General features: G+C 44.9%; 27 protein-coding genes. 14 read left to right on the top strand and 13 right to left on the bottom strand.

From position 1 onward, the window contains the following. The first annotated feature begins 1,458 nt into the window (after window positions 1-1,458). The 5 genes from BC343_RS20230 (at window position 1,459) to BC343_RS20210 (ending at window position 5,470) form a co-directional block, all read left to right on the top strand. Complete coding sequence (locus BC343_RS20230; protein ID WP_078349606.1) at window positions 1,459-2,391, top strand: outer membrane protein assembly factor BamD; 933 nt, start codon at window positions 1,459-1,461, stop codon at window positions 2,389-2,391. A gap of 30 nt (window positions 2,392-2,421) precedes the next feature. Beyond that, window positions 2,422-2,754, top strand: a complete 333-nt coding sequence (locus BC343_RS20225; RefSeq protein ID WP_078349605.1) for a DNA-directed RNA polymerase subunit omega — start codon at window positions 2,422-2,424, stop codon at window positions 2,752-2,754. A 127-nt stretch (window positions 2,755-2,881) separates the two neighbouring features. Next, window positions 2,882-4,084, top strand: coding sequence for a bifunctional phosphopantothenoylcysteine decarboxylase/phosphopantothenate--cysteine ligase CoaBC (gene coaBC, locus BC343_RS20220; RefSeq protein WP_078349604.1), 1,203 nt, complete (start codon window positions 2,882-2,884; stop codon window positions 4,082-4,084). Further along, the gene (porD, locus tag BC343_RS20215; protein WP_078349603.1) at window positions 4,081-4,971 is read left to right on the top strand and encodes a type IX secretion system protein PorD; all 891 of its coding nucleotides are present in this window, start codon (window positions 4,081-4,083) and stop codon (window positions 4,969-4,971) included. The genes coaBC and porD overlap by 4 nt, the downstream gene beginning before the upstream one ends. A 223-nt stretch (window positions 4,972-5,194) precedes the next feature. Beyond that, window positions 5,195-5,470 carry a DUF4342 domain-containing protein gene (locus tag BC343_RS20210; protein WP_078349602.1) on the top strand — a complete coding sequence of 92 codons (276 nt, stop codon included), beginning with the start codon at window positions 5,195-5,197 and terminating at the stop codon, window positions 5,468-5,470. A gap of 92 nt (window positions 5,471-5,562) precedes the next feature. Here BC343_RS20210 and BC343_RS20205 read toward each other — a convergent pair whose 3' ends face one another. The 3 genes from BC343_RS20205 to BC343_RS20195 form a co-directional block, all read right to left on the bottom strand. Continuing rightward, window positions 5,563-5,889, bottom strand: coding sequence for a hypothetical protein (locus BC343_RS20205; protein ID WP_078349601.1), 327 nt, complete (start codon window positions 5,887-5,889; stop codon window positions 5,563-5,565). Window positions 5,890-5,952: 63 nt separating this feature from the next. After that, window positions 5,953-6,255, bottom strand: coding sequence for a DUF1330 domain-containing protein (locus BC343_RS20200; RefSeq protein WP_078349600.1), 303 nt, complete (start codon window positions 6,253-6,255; stop codon window positions 5,953-5,955). Between the two features lie 26 nt (window positions 6,256-6,281). Further along, window positions 6,282-6,605 carry a hypothetical protein gene (locus BC343_RS20195; RefSeq protein ID WP_162276903.1) on the bottom strand — a complete coding sequence of 108 codons (324 nt, stop codon included), beginning with the start codon at window positions 6,603-6,605 and terminating at the stop codon, window positions 6,282-6,284. 370 nt (window positions 6,606-6,975) lie between these two features. Here BC343_RS20195 and recJ point away from each other — a divergent pair, with 370 nt between their 5' ends. The 4 genes from recJ to BC343_RS20175 all read left to right on the top strand — a co-directional run bounded on the left by recJ (window position 6,976) and on the right by BC343_RS20175 (window position 11,656). Beyond that, window positions 6,976-8,679 (top strand): single-stranded-DNA-specific exonuclease RecJ, encoded by a 1,704-nt coding sequence (gene recJ / locus BC343_RS20190; protein WP_078349598.1) that lies wholly within the window; start codon window positions 6,976-6,978, stop codon window positions 8,677-8,679. A 120-nt stretch (window positions 8,680-8,799) separates the two neighbouring features. Continuing rightward, the gene (gene lptB, locus BC343_RS20185; protein WP_078349597.1) at window positions 8,800-9,540 is read left to right on the top strand and encodes an LPS export ABC transporter ATP-binding protein; all 741 of its coding nucleotides are present in this window, start codon (window positions 8,800-8,802) and stop codon (window positions 9,538-9,540) included. Window positions 9,541-9,660: 120 nt separating this feature from the next. Beyond that, window positions 9,661-11,196 carry a GH3 auxin-responsive promoter family protein gene (locus tag BC343_RS20180; protein ID WP_078349596.1) on the top strand — a complete coding sequence of 512 codons (1,536 nt, stop codon included), beginning with the start codon at window positions 9,661-9,663 and terminating at the stop codon, window positions 11,194-11,196. Window positions 11,197-11,257: 61 nt separating this feature from the next. Next, window positions 11,258-11,656, top strand: coding sequence for a hypothetical protein (locus BC343_RS20175; protein WP_078349595.1), 399 nt, complete (start codon window positions 11,258-11,260; stop codon window positions 11,654-11,656). Here the strand turns inward: BC343_RS20175 and folP are convergent. Further along, window positions 11,646-12,512, bottom strand: coding sequence for a dihydropteroate synthase (gene folP, locus BC343_RS20170; protein WP_078349594.1), 867 nt, complete (start codon window positions 12,510-12,512; stop codon window positions 11,646-11,648). The genes BC343_RS20175 and folP overlap by 11 nt on opposite strands. 148 nt (window positions 12,513-12,660) lie before the next feature. On the opposite strand from folP, the gene BC343_RS20165 reads away from it, so the two are divergent. The 3 genes from BC343_RS20165 (at window position 12,661) to BC343_RS20150 (ending at window position 15,111) form a co-directional block, all read left to right on the top strand. After that, a complete protein-coding gene (locus BC343_RS20165) occupies window positions 12,661-13,143 on the top strand; it encodes a DUF1599 domain-containing protein (protein ID WP_078349644.1) in 483 nt (160 codons plus the stop codon). Continuing rightward, window positions 13,140-14,291: a BT_3928 family protein gene (locus BC343_RS20160; protein WP_078349593.1), complete on the top strand. Its 1,152-nt coding sequence runs from the start codon at window positions 13,140-13,142 to the stop codon at window positions 14,289-14,291. The genes BC343_RS20165 and BC343_RS20160 overlap by 4 nt, the downstream gene beginning before the upstream one ends. 307 nt (window positions 14,292-14,598) lie before the next feature. Then, window positions 14,599-15,111: a shikimate kinase gene (locus BC343_RS20150; protein ID WP_078349591.1), complete on the top strand. Its 513-nt coding sequence runs from the start codon at window positions 14,599-14,601 to the stop codon at window positions 15,109-15,111. Here the strand turns inward: BC343_RS20150 and BC343_RS20145 are convergent. From BC343_RS20145 to BC343_RS20105, 9 genes are all read right to left on the bottom strand, one after another. Beyond that, entirely contained in the window at window positions 15,098-15,400 is a 303-nt protein-coding gene (locus BC343_RS20145) for a type II toxin-antitoxin system RelE/ParE family toxin (protein WP_078349590.1), read from the bottom strand. The two genes, BC343_RS20150 and BC343_RS20145, sit on opposite strands and share 14 nt — an antisense overlap. Next, a complete protein-coding gene (locus tag BC343_RS20140; RefSeq protein WP_078349589.1) occupies window positions 15,393-15,629 on the bottom strand; it encodes a hypothetical protein in 237 nt (78 codons plus the stop codon). The genes BC343_RS20145 and BC343_RS20140 overlap by 8 nt, the downstream gene beginning before the upstream one ends. A gap of 17 nt (window positions 15,630-15,646) precedes the next feature. Then, entirely contained in the window at window positions 15,647-16,156 is a 510-nt protein-coding gene (locus BC343_RS20135; RefSeq protein WP_078349588.1) for a phosphoribosyltransferase family protein, read from the bottom strand. A gap of 62 nt (window positions 16,157-16,218) precedes the next feature. After that, window positions 16,219-16,596 (bottom strand): hypothetical protein, encoded by a 378-nt coding sequence (locus BC343_RS20130; protein ID WP_078349587.1) that lies wholly within the window; start codon window positions 16,594-16,596, stop codon window positions 16,219-16,221. 58 nt (window positions 16,597-16,654) lie between these two features. Then, window positions 16,655-17,056: a hypothetical protein gene (locus BC343_RS20125; RefSeq protein ID WP_078349586.1), complete on the bottom strand. Its 402-nt coding sequence runs from the start codon at window positions 17,054-17,056 to the stop codon at window positions 16,655-16,657. Window positions 17,057-17,089: 33 nt separating this feature from the next. After that, window positions 17,090-18,319 (bottom strand): hypothetical protein, encoded by a 1,230-nt coding sequence (locus tag BC343_RS31815; protein ID WP_078349585.1) that lies wholly within the window; start codon window positions 18,317-18,319, stop codon window positions 17,090-17,092. Between the two features lie 73 nt (window positions 18,320-18,392). Continuing rightward, window positions 18,393-18,608 carry a DUF2442 domain-containing protein gene (locus tag BC343_RS20115; protein ID WP_078349584.1) on the bottom strand — a complete coding sequence of 72 codons (216 nt, stop codon included), beginning with the start codon at window positions 18,606-18,608 and terminating at the stop codon, window positions 18,393-18,395. Window positions 18,609-18,719: 111 nt separating this feature from the next. Continuing rightward, on the bottom strand, window positions 18,720-19,445 hold the full coding sequence (locus tag BC343_RS20110) for a YebC/PmpR family DNA-binding transcriptional regulator (RefSeq protein WP_078349583.1): 726 nt from the start codon (window positions 19,443-19,445) through the stop codon (window positions 18,720-18,722). A 101-nt stretch (window positions 19,446-19,546) separates the two neighbouring features. Next, a complete protein-coding gene (locus BC343_RS20105; protein WP_078349582.1) occupies window positions 19,547-20,497 on the bottom strand; it encodes an NAD-dependent epimerase/dehydratase family protein in 951 nt (316 codons plus the stop codon). Window positions 20,498-20,608: 111 nt separating this feature from the next. Here BC343_RS20105 and BC343_RS20100 point away from each other — a divergent pair, with 111 nt between their 5' ends. Together BC343_RS20100 and BC343_RS20095 are read left to right on the top strand one after the other, a co-directional pair. Next, window positions 20,609-21,598 (top strand): hypothetical protein, encoded by a 990-nt coding sequence (locus BC343_RS20100; protein ID WP_078349581.1) that lies wholly within the window; start codon window positions 20,609-20,611, stop codon window positions 21,596-21,598. Window positions 21,599-21,696: 98 nt separating this feature from the next. Then, window positions 21,697-22,704: an aspartate-semialdehyde dehydrogenase gene (locus tag BC343_RS20095; RefSeq protein ID WP_078349580.1), complete on the top strand. Its 1,008-nt coding sequence runs from the start codon at window positions 21,697-21,699 to the stop codon at window positions 22,702-22,704. The last annotated feature ends 7 nt before the right edge of the window (window positions 22,705-22,711 follow it).

The following is a 22,711-nucleotide window of genomic DNA, read 5'->3' as shown; positions in this document are numbered from 1 at the left end:
GTATTAGGCCTGCCGCTAGCGTTCATCCTGAGCCAGGATCAAACTCTCCATTGTATAATGTGTTGTTCAAATCCAAGCCCTATTAAACTCAATCAATAGAAACTTGTAAAAAAAATATTCTCTTACAAAGCCCCTCTAATCTTCAAGCTTCTTTCTTTTTAGCTATAACCACCTCGCGGTTGTTACGCTGCATTTTTATTGTCTTCCTGTCTCTTTAAGAACTTTATCGGCTAACCCGTCGCAGGCGCCTGTTTTATGTTTTTGTGCCTTTCAACACTTTAAACTTTCAATCTTTTTTAACCTCGAATTGCTCTCGGCTTCTTAACGTTTTTCCGCGTTTCCGCTCCCTCGTTTTGGGACTGCAAAGGTAGAAGCTTTTTTCTATTTTCCAAAATTTATTTTCAAATAATTTTTGGCTTCTTTTTCCTTCTTTTCCCACTCAACCTCTCGGCTTTTGCGGGCTGCAAAGGTAGCGAATTTTTATCTTCACTCGCAAACTTTATTTTTTAAATTTTTTCGTTTGCTTTCCCTTCAATGTACTACCCGCTTTCCTTTCGGTCTTGCGGGCTGCAAAGGTATTAACCTTTGTTGAATTTGCAAACTTTATTTTTTAAATTTTAAGTTGCTTTGCTGTTTCAAATAACGTCCCGCTATCTCATTTGCGGGCTGCAAAGGTACGCAGCTTTTCGGCTTCTGCAAATGTTTTGAACCGAATTTACATAGTGTATTTTTAACACGCTGTAGATGAGGATTAAAAATTTCAAAATCGCACCGAATGAATGTGGATTTGGCCGATCAATTGGGCGTTGACAGACATAACTAATGAACAAGGCTGCGCTGAGATAATGTCACAAGCCGCCCCATTCAGGCTAAAAAAGCGTGTTATAGCCCAAACTAAGGCTTTATTGAGTGCAATAAGAGCGTTATTTATAGCGAAGCGATTGAGGTTTTACTTCCGGATATCGTTTAAGGAGGCTATTGTATATATTATAATCCGAAAAGCAACACCATATAATAATCTATCGGGCGTAGGTACAGCGCGCCGGTGAGTATATATAATGTATAGATAGCTAAAGCAACAATGGCGGCGTTCAATCCCTTCATTTCATGTAAATACGGTCCCTCTTTAATCATCCCATTATCCGCGTTAGCGATTGCAGCGGAAAACCCACAGCCGGGCGAGGGGCAACAGCGCAGGAAAGGGCGAGGATTTGCAGCGGAAAGCGCGGGCCAAGGGCAACGCCCAAATCCCTCACTCGAATACATCGATGATCTAAAGTCCTCTATTAAATTTTCGGCATATTTAAACGCTATACATATATACTATACAGCGTGCTTCGGAATAGTTAAAAGATGTTAAAAACAAAGGCCATATATATACTGTGCAGAAACGGCGTTATATATTCGCCTGTTAAATTAATAATTGACTGATTTATAATATTCAACTATCTTTGCAAAATGTTTAAAAAACAACTACATGTAATTTCGGGCGCATTGTTATTATTATTGATTGCGCTTGGCAGTTGTAAAAGCAAGTACGAAAAGCTGAAGGCCAGTAACGATAACGCCAAGAAATACTCGGAAGCGGTAAAGTTTTATAATAAAAAGGAATATAGCAAGGCGCTTGGTTTGTTTGAAGACCTGGTTACCATTTACCGTGGCCGCGCCGGTGCCGAAGATTTGTATTACTACTACGCTTATACCAACTATAAGCTGAAGGATTATACATCGGCACGTTACCACTTTAAAACATTTGCAGATACTTACCCTACAAGCCCGCGTGCCGAGGAATGCCGCTTTATTGCTGCATACTGTTTCTACCTCGATTCGCCGATATACTCGCTTGACCAGGAGAACACCAACAAAGCCATTGAAAGCCTGCAGTTGTTTATTAACCTTTACCCAAAAAGCGACCGTGTAACCGAGGCGAGCAAGCTGATACAAAACCTGCGTGATAAACTGGAGCGCAAAGCCTACGAAAACTCGAAGCTTTACCTTACCATTGGCGATTACCAGGCAGCTGTTATTGCATTTAACAACACCTTACGCGATTACCCGGATACTAAATACGCCGAAGAACTGGAATACCTTACTGTAAAGGCGCAATATAAATATGCGGCTGTTAGTAATGAAACACGCCAGGAAGAACGTTTTGGCTTGGTGATATCGGGCGCGGACCAATTTGCGGAGAAATACCCTGAAAGCAAATATTCTAAAGAAGTTACCAGCCTGAAGAAAGATAGCGAAGAAGGAACTATTACGGCAAAAAAAGTATTGGCCGAAGCTGCACAGAACTATAAACTTGCAGAAAAGCTGGCAAAAAAAGATACAACCCAGAGCGTACAGCCACCGTCGATAAAAGACAGGGACAAACAGAAGATACCTTATTAATTAATAATAGTAAAGCATTTAAATAAAGAGATGAGCACCAATAACACAAATAAAGGCACAGTGGCCAGCAGCACCGTAACCCGCGACCTGCGCGAACTGGATGTGAAAACCGACAATATTTACGAGTCGTTGGTTATTATGTCGAAAAGGGCCAACCAAATATCTAACAACATTAAAGAAGAGCTTCACCAAAAGCTTTCGGAATTTGCTTCGGCCAATGATAACCTGGAAGAGGTTTTTGAGAACCGCGAGCAGATAGAGATATCTAAACACTACGAAAAATTGCCTAAACCTACCCTGGTAGCCGTTCAGGAATTTTTGGAAGATAAGGTTTACTACCGCAACCCAAGCAAAGAAGTTTAGCCCCCCGGCCCCTTGAAGGGGGAGTTTTCGGAAAAGCTTGAATATTTAAAACTCCCTTAACGGGAGTTTTTTTGTTACTTTGAATTTTTAATTTTTGTCCCCCCTTCAGGGGGTTAGGGGGCGGTCTATGCTAATCAATAAAAAGATAATACTTGGTGTTTGCGGCAGTATTGCGGCCTATAAAACGGCTACGCTGGTGCGCCTGCTGGTGAAGGCCGGGGCGCAGGTGCAGGTGGTGATGACGCCCGATGCCACCAATTTTATTACGCCGCTTACGCTCTCCACCCTATCTAAACGGCCTGCCTACAGCGAATACTTTAAGCCCGAAACCGGCGAATGGAATAACCATGTGGAGCTTGGGCTATGGGGCGATATGATGATCATTGCCCCGGCAAGCGCCAACACTATGGCCAAAATGGCGGGCGGGCTGGTTGATAACCTGCTTACTGCCGTATACCTTTCGGCTAAATGCCCGGTGTATTTTGCCCCGGCAATGGATCTGGATATGTGGAAGCATGAATCGACCCGAGAAAATATCAGCAAGATACAGAGCTACGGCAATATACTTATCCCTCCCGGCAGCGGCGAACTGGCCAGCGGACTGCATGGCGAAGGGCGCATGGCCGAACCCGAAGAAGTAGTTGCTTTTATTGAGGCTGACATTAAAAAGAAACTACCGCTGGTAAACAAAAAGGTATTGGTTACCGCCGGCCCAACTTACGAGGCTATTGACCCGGTAAGGTTCATAGGTAATCATTCATCGGGCAAAATGGGTTTTGCTATTGCCGATGAACTGGCTGCTTTAGGTGCCGACGTTACTTTAATAGCCGGCCCAACGGTGCAACAAAGCAAACAGAAAAGCATAACGCGTATTGATGTTATCAGCGCTGCGGATATGCTGCGCGAATGCCTGGCCAATTTTGAGCATATGGATGGCTGCATTATGAGCGCCGCCATTGCCGATTACACCCCTGCCGAAGTTGCTACCCAAAAGATAAAGAAGCAGGACGGCGGGCTTACCATTGAGTTGAAGAAAACTACGGACGTACTGAAAACTCTGGGCGGCCAAAAACGCCCGGGACAGGTATTGGTTGGCTTTGCACTGGAAACCAATAACGAAGAAGAGTATGCCATTGCCAAACTACAGAGCAAAAATTTGGATATGATCGTCCTCAATTCGCTGGCCGATGTCGGGGCAGGTTTTAAAGGCGATACCAATAAAATAACCATGATAGACCGCGCGTTGAATAAAACTTCCTTCGCGCTAAAAAATAAAAATGAGGTGGCAAAGGATATTTGTGCTAAATTTATCCAATTGCTTAATTTATGAAACGCTCCCTGCTTACCATAGCTTTATTAGCCGCCTGCACGCTTGCCAAAGCGCAGGACTTAAATGCACGGGTTAAAATTTTGGCACCCAAAATACAGGTAAGCAACAAACGCATATTCACCACGCTGGAAACGGCGATGAAGGACTTTTTGAATGGCCGCAAATGGGCAGCCGACCCGATAGCTCCCAACGAGCGCATTAACTGCAACTTTGTACTGAATATTACCGCCTGGGATGGCGGCAGCAACTTTAACTGCGAACTGCAGGTGCAATCGTCGCGCCCGGTGTATAACTCCAGCTATACCACTACCCTGCTTAATATTAATGATAAGGATGTAGATTTTAGCTACACCGAGGGGCAAACCATTGATTACAGCGATCAAAACTTTCAGAGCAACCTTAGCTCGGTAATGGCATTTTACGCATATATTATTGTGGGGATGGATTACGATTCGTTCTCGCGCTATGGCGGCAGCCAGTATTTTGCCAATGCGCAAACCGTAGTGCAAAACGCACAAACCGCATCTTTTAAGGGTTGGAAAGCCTTTGACAGTAACCTTAACCGCTACTGGCTTTCAGAAAACCTGAACAACAAACTGTACAACAACCTCCGCAGCTTTATATACGATTACCACCGCAACGGATTGGACTTGATGGCCGATAACGCCGTAAAAGGCCGCCAGGCTATCAGCGCCATATTGCCGCAGTTAACCCAGGTAGACCGCAAGCGTATTGGCTCATATCTACCGTTAGCATTTTACACAGCAAAGGATGATGAATTCGTCTCCATCTTCAGCAAAGCCGTAGGGCAGGAAAAAGCAAACGCCCGCAATACTCTCCTGCTCGCCGACCCATCGAATGGGAATAAGTATGAGACATTGAAATAGTTTGTGGTGAGTAGTTAAGTGGTGAATAGTTGCTTTGCACACTCCCACTATGCGTTAGTGAATGGTAAATGGTTAAGTAAGTGAATGTTTTTTGTCTATTCCAATTCACTTCAGCAACTATTCTCTACTCACCGAATCAACCACTCACCAACCTGTAACATTTCCCGCCTCCCGTTGTCCAAATACCAAACAATAAATTTAAAAACCCAAACACTACAATAACATGGCAACGAAAGAATCATTCTCTATAAATGGCGAAAGCATTGTAAAGAAAGTTAAGGAATTGATAAACGAGGGCAACGTAACTAAAATTACCATTACCGATAGCCACAATAAAGAGATCATGAGCTTCCCGGTAAATTATGGACTGGTTGGCCTGCTGGTAGCACCGGTATTTGCAGCACTTGGCGCAGCGGCAGCTTTGCTTACCGAATGTACCATAACCGTAGAGCGTAAAGATGATACGCCGGAAGCAAAAGAAGAGGCTAAGTTCGACTAAACATAGCGTGTAACTTCCACTGATTTATTGCCGCGGTTTCGATAGAAATCTTAAATTGAAACCGCGGTTACATTTGTTTTCAGCCCTTCACCTCACTTTTTCATTTTAAGCTTCTGCTGTTTTTTAAACTCTTTGATTTCTAATTGTTCCCGAATCTCTCTAAGTTCTTCTGGGGACTTGTAATTTTTCTTAGCCTCCTCCTGCATAATATATATACTCTGAAGAAACAGTATGATCGCAGCTGGAATTTCCATTAAAGCTGCTTGAAAACTGAGAAGAGGGGAATGCACTGCTAAATGTATTGAATTATCGAAGTGCGCGTCTACCCCTACTATTCCCATACAAAATAAGATTAAAGAAAACAGCAAACCAATGCTACTTAGGACATAAAAAAAAGTTTTGGCAGGAGGATATTCCATAAAGTGTGATTTCCGAAATCAAATTTATAATTCCTTTTAACTCTTTTTTATTTGTTGTCATTCTTATAGCGCCATGCCCTCTATCAGTACTATCTTGTCCACTGATCTATCCTTCATTTCTATAAACGCCAATCGCCCTGGGTCTGCTGCGTATCCATTAAAATCATCTTTGCTGCCAAAGCTTACCAGGTGGACCTCGTATGGCAATGGCTCACTACTTTCCACAAAGGAGGCTGCCTCGGGGCGAATGCGGTACATTAATACGCCATTATGCTCTTTGAGAAGCGGCAATACTTTATCCTCAAATGCGTGGAACTCTTCCTCGCATCCGGGTTTGATGAAAATGAGTTGGGTGTAATAAAGCATCTGGTGAGTAAGTTAAGGCAATTTAACTATTCTTGTTCAACAGTATTTTTATAAACTATTTTGAAAACGGCAAACAACCCGGCTTTGCGCTTCATATCTTCATCGGGTATTTCGCTCAACTCGGTATTGGTTATCAGGCTTTGGATCACCTTGTTGTTCACAATAAGCAAATAGTTTGTAAAGGTTGCGCCGTACCGGCGTTTTAAATCTAGTACATCTATATGCTTCCTGCTTATGCTATCCTGTAGAAATTTGCGTACACCACGCTCTGTTTCTGCCCCCGCGTCCCAAAGCTCTGCACTTCCGTCCTGCTGCCTTACCTGCCATTTTCCGGCAACGCTGAATAACATTAAATGGCGAAACTGCCCATGTGTTAATTGATGTTTCAATATTACGGTGTCTGCTTTCCATTTAATTAATGTGTCTATAACAGGGGCTCCGTCGAAATTTGGTGCCAGATCCCCCATCGTGCATGAGTGATCTTCGGAAAAAAAATACCTTGTTTGAGCAAGCAAGGGCTGATTGATAAATAAGGCAGCAAACAGAGAAAGCCATGTTATTTTAAGATCCAGGTGCATGCCTCTCAAACGCATTATTGTTGCAAATGGTACCGAAAAGCCTGTAAATTTACTAAACCGAATTACATGTGCTTTTCCCACACCTTATTCTCATCCCTCACTTTTTCTTATCTTTACACCCTAAAAAATCCAATACATATTTATGGCGAAAAGGTGGGTGTTAAAAGAAGCGGCAGATGCTAATGTGGTAAAACAACTTGCCGAAGAGCTTAACATCAGCACGGTGCTGGCCAATATGCTGGCACATCGCGGCATCAGCAATTTCGACGAGGCCAAGTACTTCTTTCGCCCAAATGCCCTGCACTTGCACGATCCGTTCCTGATGCAGGATATGGAGAAGGCCATTACCCGTATTGATGCTGCCATTGCCGCCAACGAGAAGGTGATGATCTACGGCGATTATGATGTGGATGGCACCACCGCCGTAGCACTTACTTACAGTTTCTTCAAAAAACGCCACGCCAACATCGAATATTACATTCCCGACAGGTATAAAGAGGGTTATGGTATCTCAACAGCCGGTATCGACTACGCCGCCGCCAATGGCTTCACCTTAATTATTGCGCTGGATTGCGGTATTAAGTCGGTAGATAAAATTGCTTATGCCAATACGCTGGGAGTAGATTTTATCATTTGCGACCACCACTTGCCCGGAGCCGAACTGCCGGCAGCAGTAGCCATACTCGACCCAAAGCGTGCCGATTGCCAATATCCTTACAAAGAACTTTCGGGCTGTGGCATTGGGCTGAAACTGGCACAGGCCTACGCCGAAACACATGATATCCCATTTGAAGAAGTAAGCGCTTATTTCGACCTGGCGGCCATCAGTATTGCCTGCGATATTGTGCACATCACCGGCGAAAACCGCGTGCTGGCAAACCTCGGGCTGCAAAAAATAAACGAGAACCCCTGCATCGGCGTAAAAACGTTAATGGAGATTTCGGGGCGCAAAGCTCCCTACACCATAAGCGACGTGGTATTTTCCTTAGGCCCGCGTATTAATGCTGCCGGCAGGATAGACGATGCCAAAGATGCTGTACGCCTGCTGATATCATGCCACGAAGGGGATGCCAAAGAACAAGGCCTGCTGATAAACGAACGCAACCAGGAACGCAAAGGTCACGATCAGCAAATAACCGACGAAGCCCTGAGCCTGATAGATAATGATGCCATTCTGATCGGTAAAAAAACTACCGTGGTTTTCAACGAGCATTGGCATAAAGGGGTAATAGGTATTGTGGCATCGCGCCTTACCGAAAAATATTACCGTCCTACTGTGGTGCTCACCCGAAGCAACGGGCATGTGGCCGGATCGGCACGTTCTGTTTTGGGGTACGACTTGTACGAAGCCCTTTGCGGATGCAGTGACTTACTGCTGCAATTTGGCGGGCATAAATACGCGGCAGGCCTTACCATGCAGCCCGAACAGATACAAGCCTTTGCCGACCGCTTTGAAGAAGTGGTAGGCAGCACCATTACCGATGAACAACTGGTGCAGCAGATATTGATAGATGCAGAGATACAATTAACGGATATCGAACCAAAATTTTTCAGGATACTGAACCAGTTCGCGCCGTTCGGCCCTGAGAATATGGCACCGGTGTTCCTGAGTAAAAATGTGTATGTTAGCGGCTATGCGGGGCTGGTTGGCGGCAATCACGTTAAAATGAATGTGATTCAACCCGGTTCAGCGGCATTTAGCTGCATTGGCTTTGGCTTAGGAGAATACCTGCCCAAACTGGTGCCTAATGTACCTTTTGATATTTGCTACGCGATTGAAGAAAATGTTTGGCGCGAGCAACGGACCATACAGTTGAATATAAAAGGTATTCGTTTTAGTGATTAGAGGCGGGAGGTTAGAGATTAGAACCTTTGCAGACTATAAATCGATATCCGACGTTAAGGAAAGCAATTACAGGCAATCAAGAAAATCCATGAATCAGGCGAATCATGGTTCAAACAAAATATGATCCTTCGGGCAGAAAACTTAGTAAAAAAATATAAACAACGCAGCGTTGTTAGCGATGTCACCTTTAATGTAGCGCAAGGCGAGATTGTTGGTTTGCTTGGTCCTAATGGTGCCGGTAAAACCACATCCTTTTACATGATCGTGGGGCTAATAAAACCCAACGAAGGCCGGATATTTTTGGATGACGAAGATATAACCGGAGACCCGATGTACCGCCGCGCGCAAAAGGGTATTGGCTACCTGGCGCAGGAGGCTTCGGTTTTCCGTAAACTATCGGTAGAGGATAATATTAAGGCCGTGCTGGAGATGGGCAAAATGAGCAAAGAAAAACAGCGCGATAAACTGGAAGAATTGATAGATGAGTTTAGCCTGCACAAAGTGCGCAAAAACCGTGGCGACTTGCTGAGCGGTGGCGAGCGCCGCCGTACCGAAATTGCCCGCGCGCTGGCCGCCGAACCCAACTTTATTTTACTGGACGAACCCTTTGCCGGTGTAGACCCTATTGCGGTAGAGGAAATACAATCCATGGTGGCCAAACTACGCCACCGCAATATAGGCATCCTGATAACCGACCACAACGTGCAGGAAACGCTCTCGATAACCGACCGCGCCTACCTGCTATTCGAAGGTAAACTGCTGGAATCGGGCGTGCCCGAAGTATTGGCCGCCAACGAGATGGTGCGTAAAGTATACCTCGGCGCAAATTTTGTTCTGAAAAGAAAAACCTTTGCGCAGTAAGTTATATCTTTGAGTTGATGGTTCATGGTTGATAGTTTATGGTAGCTGCCAAAAGGGCGGCGCATTTTACCATAAATTTCCGGCTATGAACCCTGAACTATAAACCATCAACTCCCCCTTATGGCGCTTATTAATTCTGTATTTACCTGGTTCATGAAAAAGCGGATCCACCAGATCGAGCTTTTTATGAAATACCCTAATGAAGTACAGGAGGAGTGGTTTGAGCAATTGGTAGCCGGTGCCGAGAACACCGAATGGGGCAAAAAACATCATTACAAAAGCATCGAGAGCCTTAGCGATTTTAAGGAGCGGGTGCCCATCCAAAACTACGATACGCTAAAACCTTATATAGAGCGGATGCTGAAGGGCGAGCAGAATGTGCTTTGGCCATCAGAGATACGCTGGTTCGCCAAATCATCGGGCACCACCAGCGACCGCAGTAAGTTTATCCCCGTGAGCGAAGAATCGCTGGAAGAATGCCACTTTAAGGGCGGCAAGGATATGCTCACCATCTACTTTAACAATCGCCCCAACGCACGCATATTTACCGGCAAAAGTTTAACCCTTGGCGGCAGCCACCAAATAGGGCAGCTAAATGCCGATACTTCTTTTGGCGACCTCTCGGCCGTTATTATGAAGAACCTCCCCCTTTGGGCCGAGTTTTACCGCACCCCGCATTTGGATATTGCCCTGCTGGAAAACTTCGAGGAAAAAATTGAGAAGATGGCCTACGCCACCAAGGATGTTAATGTAACCAGCATCAGCGGCGTACCCACCTGGAATATTCTGCTATTTAAACGCATACTGGAAATAACAGGCAAAAAGAACCTGCTGGAAGTTTGGCCCAACCTGGAGCTGTACTTCCACGGAGCCGTAAACTTTACCCCCTACCGCGAGCAGTTCAAAAAACTGATACCTAACGAGGAGATGTATTACCTGGAAACCTACAATGCATCCGAAGGTTTCTTCGGCATACAGGATTTGGAAGAACCCGGCGATATGTTGCTGATGCTGGACTATGGTATCTTCTACGAATTTTTACCGCTGGAGCAACTGCATCACGAGAACCCGAAAACGCTCACACTTGATGAGGTGGAACTTGATAAAAACTATGCCCTCATCATCAGCACCAATGCGGGGCTTTGGCGCTACATGATAGGCGACACCATTAAATTCACCTCGCTATCCCCCTACCGCATAGCGATAACCGGCCGAACCAAACATTTCATTAATGCCTTTGGCGAGGAAGTAATTATAGATAATGCCGAACGTGCCCTTGCCGAGGCCTGCGCACAAACAGGTGCTATCATTCGCGATTATACAGCCGCCCCTGTTTACTTCAGCGGCGACCAATGCGGCGCGCACGAATGGCTGATAGAGTTTGAAAAGGCTCCCGCCGAATTTCAACGCTTTATTGATCTGCTGGATGCCACCCTGCGCCGCGTGAACTCCGATTACGACGCCAAGCGCTTTAAGGATATGGCCCTGCGCCGCCCTTTGGTACATAGAGTTGCCGAAGGCACGTTCTTCAATTGGATGAAACTGAAAGGCAAAATTGGTGGCCAGCACAAGGTCCCCCGCCTGGCCAATAACCGCGAGTATGTAGATTCGATACTGAAGATGCTTAACAGTGTTGCTGCGCCTATAAAAAATTAATCCCAACTGTTGTCGCATTCGGCTAATGATGCCCGTAAAGCTTATAAAAACCTAAAGTATTATGAAGAAGGCTTTATTACTGGCTACCTTAATTATCGCATTAGCATCCTGCAAAAAAGACGAAACCCCTAACAACAATTCCGGGTTATTCGCCAAATGGGAACTGGCTTTCCGATATGGCGGCTGGGCACCCGCGCAACGTGTCACCAATAGCGGCGACTTTTATGAGTTTAAGCGCGACAGTACTTATGTGAGATACATAGATAATAAAGTTACCGCGAGTGGCAGGTTCAGCATCCACATAAATGAAACTCGTGATACGCTCAAATTCGGCACTATTAAATTTACTAACCCCGAAAGTACCGAGGCGTGGGCACAAACGCCAAACTCGATAACTATAGGCACATCCATAGCCGACGGTCCGTCATACGAATACCGCAAGGTAAATTCTAAGTGGTAAGCGGGTTACAAGCCTGCCAAATTTTTACGGCCTCTACCGCTTCCTTCACATCATGCACGCGCAGAATATCTGTGCCTTTTGTAAGGGCGATAGTATTCAACGCGGTTGTTCCGTTCAAAGCATCCTGAGCAGTGCCACCGGTTAGGCCGTATATCATCCGCTTACGCGATATACCTGTGAGTACGGGTAATTGCAACACATCAAACTCCTGCATTCGGCTCATTAACTCGTAGCCCTGTTCGGCTGTTTTAGCGAAACCAAAGCCGAGATCGAGGATGATATCGTGTACGCCTAACTGCTTCAGGGCATATATCTTCTTTACAAAATAGTCGAACACTTCGGCAAAAACATCATTGTATTGTGCCTGCTGCACCATGGTTTGGGGCGTGCCTTTCATATGCATTAAAATATAAGGCACCTGCAGGCGGGCAACGGTGGCAAACATATCATCATCCAATTGCCCTCCCGAAATATCGTTAATAATATGTGCCCCTGCTTTTATAGCAGCTTCGGCAACGCTTGCGCGAAAGGTATCTATCGAGATAATAGCTTCGGGAAAGTTTTTAACGATGGCTTCTACAGCGGGTAAAAGCCTATCGGTTTCTTCTGCCGGTGATATATCTGTTGCGCCGGGGCGGGATGAATAGGCACCCAAGTCGAGGAAGGCTGCACCTTCGGTCAGCATTTTCTCTGCCTGCGCTATTACAGATGCGTTATCGGTTTTGCGGCTATCGGCAAAAAACGAATCGGGGGTGATATTGATAATGCCCATCACTTTGGGCGAGGACAGATCGAGCAATTTGCCGCCGGCATTCAGCGTTACTTTTTTCTGAAAAAATGTATCTTTAGCCTTCATTTAGTTAAAAACGTTGCAGAGGTTAGAAAGGTTAAAAGTCATTAACTTTTATAACATCTACAACCTTTATAACAACCCAAAACATCCAACCTTGAAGAATACCGCAACAGAATACGACGCCGTTATTAACCATTGCAAAAGCCTTTTCATGAAAAAGACGCGCGATTATGGCACCGCATGGCGTATACTCCGGCCCAGATCAATCACCGACCAGATATTCATCAAAGCGCAGCGCATCCGCACGCTCGAAGAAAAGCAGGTATCAAAAGTTGGCGACGATATTACGGGCGAATACATCGGGATAGTAAACTATTGTATTATTGCCATGATGCAATTGGATAGCACCGACGAAACACCGCTGGAGCTGGACCCTTCGCTGGTAGAAATGCAGTTCGACAGCAAGGTTACCGAAACCCGCGACCTGATGTTCGCCAAAAACCACGATTATGGCGAGGCTTGGCGCGATATGCGCATCAGCAGCTTAACCGACCTGATACTGATGAAGATATTCCGTGTAAAGCAAATAGAGGATAACGACGGCCGCACCGTAGCATCGGAAGGTGTAAAAGCTAACTACCAGGATATGCTGAACTACGCCGTTTTCGCACTCATCAAATTAGGCGTAGCATGAAGAATGGCTTAGTTTGGTTTTGCCGCATTGCCGTAGGGCTGCTGTTCATTTTCTCGGGGCTGATAAAAGCTAATGACCCGCTCGGCTTTTCTTACAAGCTGGAAGAATACTTCGAGGTTTTCCATCTTACCTTCCTGAATGGGTTGGCACTAAGTTCGGCGGTTATACTTTGCGCATTAGAAATGCTGCTGGGTTTTGCTCTGCTTGTAGGTGCCCGGGCTATAAAAGTTGTTTGGGGGCTGTTGCTGCTTATCATCTTTTTCGGTTTTCTTACCTTTTACTCGGCATTTTTTAAAGTAGTACAAACTTGCGGTTGCTTTGGTGATGCTATTCCGCTTACGCCATGGCAATCGTTCGGTAAGGATATGGTGTTACTGGTTTTAGTGCTGGTATTGTTCGTAAACCGCAAAAGCATTAAGCCATTAGTTGGTGCAAAAACTGGCGACAGGTTACTGATCGCGGCATCGGTTGCTTCGCTTGGCTTTGGTTTGTATACATACAACTTTTCGCCCATAGTCGATTTTCTGCCTTATAAGATCGGCGCGAACATTTGGGGCGAGATGCAAACACCGCCCAACGCACCGGCAGATGTGTACGAAACTACCTATCACCTCAAAAACAAAAAAACAGGCGATACCAAGGTGATGAGCGATAAGGAATACATTAAAACCGCCATCTGGAAAGATACTAATTGGGAGATAACCGGCACACCCGAAAGCGTTTTAATAAAAAAAGGCTACGAGCCCAAAATTCGAGACCTGAACATACAGGATTCGCAAGGGAACAACTATAATAAAGAATTGCTCTCGCGCCCGTTCTATAGTTTAGCAATTGTTGCCTACAACCTGGAAGAAACGAACGTAGAGGCCATTGGCAGGATAAACGCTTTGGCAGCAAACCTGATACAGAATTACAATACACAGGTTATCTTACTTACATCGAACCCGCCGCAAAGCGCAGAGGCATTTGCCAAAAAGAATAATTTGGTAGCTGAATTGTTTTATGCCGATGGCGTTCCGCTGAAGAGCATGGTGCGCGCCAACCCGGGCGTAATTTTATTAAAGAACGGTACTGTAATAAACAAATGGCACTACCATAGTTTACCCAAGTACGAGGACCTGGTAAAGGAATATTTTAGCAAGCAATAAATAAATTGAGCAACCGGGAATTCGTAGAACTCACATGGTTATTGATTCGATTAGGCTTCCCAGCCTATTTCTTATCCCGACTTGTGCAGGGTGTATATTGCTTAAAATATGCTAAGTTCGATTTAGGGCAAACAAGTATCCTCTTATTGCTTTCGCAGTTTAGCTCATTGATATACACTGTGCTTTGGTCTCGATTTTGGTTATTCAAATTTGAGCAGATGGCTGGTAAAATCTTTTGGCCTGCGGTATTTTCAGAGATTGGCATATTAGGGTGGACAATAATTTACTATCGAAAAAAGACAAAAACATGAGCCGTTTATATATAGTAGGATTTATGGGCTGCGGCAAAACCAGTTGGGGCAAAAAACTGGCAGCAGGTTTAGGGTATGATTTTATAGACCTTGACCACGCACTGGAAGCACAGGTAGGCATGACGATTGCCGAATATTTTGCATCGCATGGCGAAGATGCCTTCCGTAAACTGGAATCGCAAGTGTTGAAAGAAACGGAATACCCTGAAAATGTCATCGTATCTACGGGTGGCGGGCTGCCTTGCTTTTTCGACAATATGGATTGGATGAACGCCCATGGCGAAACGCTTTACATACAGCTATCGCCAAAAGGCCTCGCCTCGCGTTTAGAGAACGCCAAAACCCCACGCCCGGTACTCCAAGGCAAAAAAGGCGACGAACTGGTTGCATTCATTGAACACAAACTGGCCGAGCGCGAAGGCTTTTATTTAAAGGCAACGCACTATGTTGATGGTATTGATATGAGTGTAGAGAAATTGGTGGAGATTGTGGGGCTTAAGGCCATTTAGTATAGTCGACTCTATTATCAACCATACCGATCACGAGAACAACATTATCGGCCACTGCATAAAACACAGAGAGTGGCTTACTGAGTACAGCTCGATGAATCTCGCTATTTAACTCACTTTTGGGAAACATTAAGGGAAAAGATGCAACAACTTTCTCAAAACGTTCAATGAGTATATGAAAATTTCGGACTTCCCTTTCCGTGAAATTCAGCAAAATAAAATCACTGATGTTTATTGAGTCTTCAATGGCTTCGTCGGAGTAACGTACCTCGAATAGTTCGTCAGACATTTTTTAAACGCTTCCAAAACTCCTCAGAAGAAACCGTTTTGCCCTTTTTTGCGTTATCGAGGCTTTTTGTAAGCCTGTCCCTTTGAGCGCTACTCAAATCGTTCCACCAATCTTTATGAGTAGTTAAGTCTTTAACGCCCTCTAACATAGAAAGCATTTCCAAATCTGATAGCTGCTCTATCCAGGCTATCAAACTTGTTTTGGTTTCTTGTACTTCAGCTGCTGACATACACAAATTTAACTATTCTACACCAAATAAACCGCATCCTCTTCACCCTCAACATCAAGCACAACGTTCACATGCTCTTTGATCACGGTGGAAAGGGCTACGCCGGCATAATCGGTAGCAACGGGGAAGCTTTTGTGGTTACGGTCTACCAGCACTACGGTACGCAGTTTTTTAAGGGGAACATCCAGGAATACACCAAAGCCATAAGCCAAAGTTTTGCCGCTGTTAAGTACATCATCAACCAGTACGATAACTTTATTGCTGCATTCTTCTACCTCGAAGTTTACGCGGGCGCTTAAACTGGTACTTTCTTTTTCCAGTTCGATAGTGATCAGTCGGGTACTAAAGGGAGCGATGTTATCAAGCACAGCCTTCAACCTTTCGGCCACATGGTTACCGCGTGGCAGGATGCCGGCTATCAGTATCTCTGTTTCGTCGAAATTGTCTTCCAGTATCTGGTAAGCTATACGGTCTATCTTCTGCTGTATTTGCTTACTGTTTAATATAAGGATCTTTCTATCGGGCATGGCAATCGTTAATACGTTCCAAATATATCCTAAATTTTCAAAACGAAACTTCAAGAAACCGACTAATTAACAATAGCGGCAATTAAGATAATCACAATGACTATTATTATTGCAATACAACCACGAGAAGTTTTCTTATCTCTCTTTGCCAATTCTGTTTCCAGATCAGATGCCTCATCTACCGGTAAAAAATAGCCACGACGAGCGTTTTCAGGAGTAGATAAAGCCCATGTTTCGTTACAAGCATTGCATTTATAAATATTATCGGCATACGGAACATTCGATTTAACCAAATCATTGTAGCTGTATTGATTTGTACTGTCCCAAATGCTTACGAGGTAATTTTGTTCGATTTTTTGGCCGAGGATTTTATCAAACTCTTCAAAATCAAAATAGGTATGGAATTCATATATCTCTGATGTAAAACAGTTACCACACATTATTAATTGAAAAGAAGCTAGTTACGCCTGCAATGTAAGGCAATTTAGTAAAAATCATCTACCCTTTCACATACGGGTAATACACAAAGTTGGCCCCCTCTGGTACTACCACAAAAAGGCACATAAAATCGTGCGGGTTTTTATAGCTATTTAAAAAGCGCTCTTTTAACTCTTTTTTGATGACACCTTTTTCTATGAACTCTTCGATGGTGGAAGCATGGATACTCCACTCGGTGTTGAGTTCGTTGCGATCGAGGATTACTTCGCCCAGTTTCAGTTCGTGCTGATGTGCAACAAATATCGGGGTAAGGGATACGCCCTCGAGCATAATTTCAACAGCAACCTCGCGGATGCTTTCGTTGTAAAGCTTCAGGTCACGTTCCAGGCTTATTAGGGGGCTTTCTTTTTTTGCTTTGTTTGGCTCTTCGCCATGTTGATTCAGCAATTCTTCGCGGTCCATATATTTCGAGTGTTATGGATGGTTAAATAAAATTTACTCCTGCGGCGGTTTGGGTTTCATTTTAGCCGCATTGAAGCGTGGCTTAAAGCCAACAGGTTTTTGGGGCGCTTCGGCAGCAGGTGTTTCCGGCTCAGCAGGCACTTCAGGGGCCGATGCGACTTCGATTACAGATTCTGCAGCATCTGCTTTAGGTTGCTCTTCTTCAGCAGCAGGCTTGGGCGCAACCATTTTCATGTTGAAGCGGGGCTTGAAGCCGGCTGGTTTCTGCGGTGCTTCGGCAGCAGGTGTTTCCGGCTCAGCAGGAGATTTAGAAACAGGTGCAGCTTCCGCTACTGGTTCTGCAGTGTCTGCTTTGGTTTGCTCTTCTTCTGTAGCAGGTTTTGGCGCAACCATCTTCATGTTGAACCTCGGCTTAAAACCAACAGGTTTCTGCTGTGCTTCTTCTGCGGGTGTATCGATGGTTTCAGTCGCCGGTTTGGTTGGTACAGTTTTGGTTTCTGACTCCGCAGCTTTCCCATCCACAGATTTCGGTGCCATTGTTTTGGCATTAAAACGCGGTTTGAAACCAGCAGGTTTTGGCGCAGATGGCTCTACAACTTCAGGGCTTTCAACTTTTGACTCCGGACTTTCGGCTTTCGGTCCTACGCTTTCAGCTTGCTCCTCCGCAGGCTTTGGTGCCATCGTTTTGGCATTAAAACGAGGTTTGAAACCCGCAGGTTTTGAAGCGGACGGCTCAGCAACTTCCGGGCTTTCAGACTTCGGCTCTATGCTTTCTGCTTGCTCTGTTTCCGGTTTAGGTGCTATTGCTTTGGCATTAAAACGTGGCTTAAATCCGGAAGGCTTCGGTACCGATAGTTCAGCAGTTTCCGGCCCTTCGGCTTTTGGCTCTGCACTTTCAGCTTTAGGCTCCTCTGCTTCAAGTTTCGGTGCGGCCATTTTAGGGCTAAACCTTGGTTTAAAACCTGCGGGTTTTGCAACTGCATCGGTAGTTTCGGCGCTTTCAGCTTTAACCTCCGTCGTTAGTGTTTCTACTATGGTTTGCTCGGCCAGGCGGTTCTCTATGTGAACTTTCTCGGGCTTTTGCTCGGGTGCCAGGTGGTAAAGCAACCTTAGTTTATTGAACCAGTACTTTTTGGTATGGTCGAAACTCTTTTCGCCCATTTGTTCGAAGTGGTTCTTAAATTCAAAAAACAGGGCCGGCTCACCAGTTTGCAGTTTGGTAAGATCGATCCTTTTTTTCTGAAAAAACTCTTCGAAACTCATATTTTGTTAGATATAAGAGCCAAGAATCGAGAGACAAGACTGAACTCTTTTTCTTGATTCCCGGCTCTTGATTCTACAGATCTACTTTTAAGTCCAGCTTATTAAAGCGGATGCCTTTGTCGGTTTGTTCCCAGTCTTCGCGCTCCTCGTCGGTAGCGTTCATCAGTTTCGGGAACCATTCCAGCGGGAAAGCCTGCTGTTTACCATCTGCCTTCTCTACAAATAGCAAACCATTGGCAAAGGTTACCTTTACTTTCTTTTCCTGTTTGCGGGTGGAGGTTAGTGGCATATTGTTAAGTCAAAAGTTTGAAGTCGAAAGTCAGAAGCATACACTCATTAACCTTCAATGACCAGTAGGTGCTGCATCCGAAATCGAAAATTCAAAATCCGAAATTTAGAATTACTCCGCCATGTTATGGTAAACGGCCTGTACGTCGTCGTCTTCCTCTAAGCGGTCAACAATTTTTAGTACATCTGCGGCTTGCTCTTCGGTAACCTGGGTGCTTGATTGTGCTATGCGCTCCAACTTGGCCGATTTGGTTTCTATACCCAATTCTTCCAATGCTTTCTGCATTTTGCCAAAATCTTCGTAGGCTGCATGTATCACAGCAATTCCTTTTCCTTCTTCGTCGGCCTCCACAAACAGGTCTTCCAAACCGGCATCTATCAATTCAAACTCCAGTTCTTCAAGGTCGCGGTCGCCCGGGTCGAACGTGAAAACCGATTTACGGCTGAATATAAAATCCAACGAACCGGTTTTACCCAGGGTACCGCCATATTTGGTGAAGTAGCTGCGCACGTTGGCTACGGTACGGTTGGTATTATCAGTAGCGGTTTCTACCAATATGGCCACGCCATGCTGTGCATAACCTTCGTACACCAGTTCTTCGTAATCTTTTTCATCACGGCTAACGGCGCGCTTAATAGCAGCTTCTACCCTATCCTTTGGCATGTTAACTGCCTTAGAGTTTTGGATTGCCGTACGCAGGCGCGAATTGGAGTTGGGGTCGCCGCCACCGGCTTTAACCGCCATTACAATTTCCTTACCTAAACGTGTGAACTGAACCGCCATTTTGGCCCAGCGCTTAAATTTCCTTTCCTTACGGAATTCAAATGCTCTTCCCATTGTGTTTTAAGTCCATAGACCATGGTCGATGGTCGATAGTTAATATATTTATAGTTCTATAATCATTGGTCCTCGCCATGGACTATCGTCTATGGACCACCCTAAATTATCTTCTTCAAATTTTCGAGCATGTCTGCCGTCATTTTTGGCAGGTCGTACTCTATTTGCCAGCCCCAGTCTTGTTGAGCGGCGCTATCGTCTATCGATTTTGGCCAGCTGTCGGCAATTGCCTGACGCGGATCCGTATCGGCATAACTAATTTCGAAATTAGGTAAATGCTTTTTAATTTCTGCGGCCAATTCTTCGGGTTTAAAACTAATACCCGCCAGGTTATAACTGCTGCGTATCTTTATTTGTTCGGCCGGGGCATCCATTAATGATATGGTAGCGCGTATGGCGTCGTCCATATACATCATGGGCAAAGCGGTACCTTCCTGTAAAAAACTTTGGTAGCTGCCATGTTTTAATGCCTCGTGGAAGATGTGCACCGCATAATCAGTTGTGCCACCACCGGGGTTCGCCCGCCAGCCTATCAGGCCGGGGTAGCGCAGGCTGCGTGCATCAAGCCCGTATTTAGCAAAATAATACTCGCACCAGCGCTCGCCCGCCAACTTGCTAAAACCATAAACGGTGTTAGGGTCCATCACGCAATATTGTGGCGTATCGTATTGCGGCGAGTGCGGGCCGAAAACGGCTATCGAACTTGGCCAAAAAACTTTGGCTGTTTTAAACTCTACAGCAAAATCCAATATATGCAAAAGGCCGGTCATGTTAAGGTCCCAGGCCATTTTGGGTTTTTGCTCGCCTACTGCCGATAGGATGGCCGCCAACAAGTATACCTGTGTAGGGCGGTGCTTATCGAAAAGGTGATGCAGGTTATCCTTATCCAGCACATTAGCGAACTCGAAAGGGCCGCTGTTGCGCAGTGCATAATTGGGGCTGTTAATATCGGAGGCGATGACGTTCTCGGCACCGTGTATGGCTCGCAATGCAGTAACCAATTCGGTACCAATTTGGCCATTGGCGCCTATCACAAAAATCTTTTCACTCATGCAGATGTAGCTTTGGGCGCAAAGGTAGGAAATTGGGCGAAATGAGTTAAATTTTGCAAATAAAGGTTTTAGAAAGTATGCTAAATTGCTTAAAGGATATATATTTATTACATGAAATATATCCTAACCCTTATCAGCCTAATATTCATCAACTTTTGTTGCATTGCCCAGGTATCCGTTCAAAGCGCAAACTGGAATGACCATATCGATCAAAGATCGCGCAGGGAAATAAAGTTACTTAACGACCAGGTGATGGCCTGCTTTAAATCGGGGGATTCTGTTAAACTCATGTCGATATATTCTGATGGTTTAAAACAGCGCGCAGCCGGGAAAACCGGGGCTATAGTGGATTTTTTGCAACCCATTATCACTACCACCAACTATAGCCTGCTTGATGAATATTTGTGTACAAATAGCGCAACTGGCGGTGTTTCGAGCATATTCAAAGGCGTATCTGGAGATAACGACTATAAGTTGAATTACACCGTTTTTGCTAAAGAAACTTATTGGTCGCTGCTTTTATACAACTACAATGATATAGAGATATTGGTTACCTGCGGTTATAGTAAATATGGCAATAATTGGAAATTAGACAATTTGTATGCGGGCCAGTATAAACTAAAAGGAAATACGGCTGTAGGCCTGTACCGCAAAGCGGAAAAATATTTTGCCGATGGTGATATTGCAGATGCCGTGATCATGATGTATTTGGCCCGGCAATTGGTGGCGCCCGCAAGTAATATATTCGAGTATTTTAAACTCCCTGAAATGAAAGAGTTTGGCGATAAGATATATAAAGAAGCGGGATCAAAACTGCCTCTCGAAATATCAACCATAAGCACAGCTCCTAAAATTGTTGGTATAGAGCCAGTGGTAATACCGGAAGGGATCTTCCCGATGATAAATTATTACACAAGTATCCCGCTGACCGATACCGTCAAGTTAAAAGCAGAAAACGACAGTATTCAAAAAAACATAGGAAATGTTTTGGTAAACATTAATAAGCACAACACTATGGTGTTTTTCAGGGCATACAACCAAATCCCCGATGGTAAAACGCCCATGAAACGTTACGGTTTTGTTATGAAGATATCCAAATAGCCTTTTTATATACTAAACTGGTAGACTTAATTGGCGCAAAGGCAAAAATTTCGCATATTTGGAGTTCAAATTTTATTATTCAATTATTTAACAACAAAATGAAAGTCGCAGTAGTAGGTGCTACCGGTTTGGTAGGCACCAAAATGTTGCAGGTTCTGGCAGAACGCAACTTCCCCGTTACAGAATTATTCCCCGTAGCTTCCGCAAAAAGTATTGGTAAAGAAATTACTTTTAAGGGTAAGCAGTATAAGGTGGTTTCTGTTGAGGATGCGATAAAGCAGAAGCCTGATGTGGCTTTGTTCAGCGCCGGTGGCAGTGCTTCTTTAGAGCAGGCCCCTTTGTTTGCCGAAGCCGGTGTTACGGTAATTGATAACTCATCGGCCTGGCGTATGGACCCTACCAAGAAACTGGTAGTGCCCGAAGTGAACGCCGATGTGTTGACAGCTGATGACAAGATCATAGCAAACCCAAATTGCTCAACCATACAAATGGTAGTGGCCTTAAAGCCCCTGCACGATGCTTATAAAATTAAACGCGTGGTAGTTTCTACCTACCAATCGGTAACCGGCACCGGCGTAAAAGCGGTTGACCAGTTATTTAACGAGCGTAAAGGTATCGACGGTGTTAAGGCTTACCCATATACTATCGACCTGAACGTAATACCTCAAATAGATGTATTTACCGAGAACGGTTACACCAAAGAAGAAATGAAAATGGTGAAAGAAACCGTTAAGATAATGGGCGATGAAAACATTAAAGTAACTGCCACTACCGTGCGTATCCCGGTAATGGGCGGCCACTCGGAGTCGGTTAATATCGAGTTCGAGAACGATTTTGACCTGGCCGAAGTAAAAGAATTGCTGAGCAAAGCACCGGGCGTAATTGTTACCGATGATATTGCTAACCTGAAATACCCTATGCCGCTTGATGCACACGACAAAGACGATGTTTTTGTTGGCCGCATCCGCCGCGACGAAACCCAGCCGAACACTTTAAACTGCTGGATCGTGTCAGACAACCTGCGCAAAGGCGCCGCAACCAATGCCGTGCAAATTGCCGAGTACTTGGTAGCGAAACAACTGATCGGGCAGGCAGTAGAGGCGTAATAAATGT

This window comes from Mucilaginibacter pedocola (genome assembly GCF_002013915.1).
Lineage (GTDB): Bacteria > Bacteroidota > Bacteroidia > Sphingobacteriales > Sphingobacteriaceae > Mucilaginibacter > Mucilaginibacter pedocola.
The sequence above is the reverse complement of the archived record's forward strand: the minus strand, read 5'-3'. Positions and strand labels throughout refer to the sequence as shown.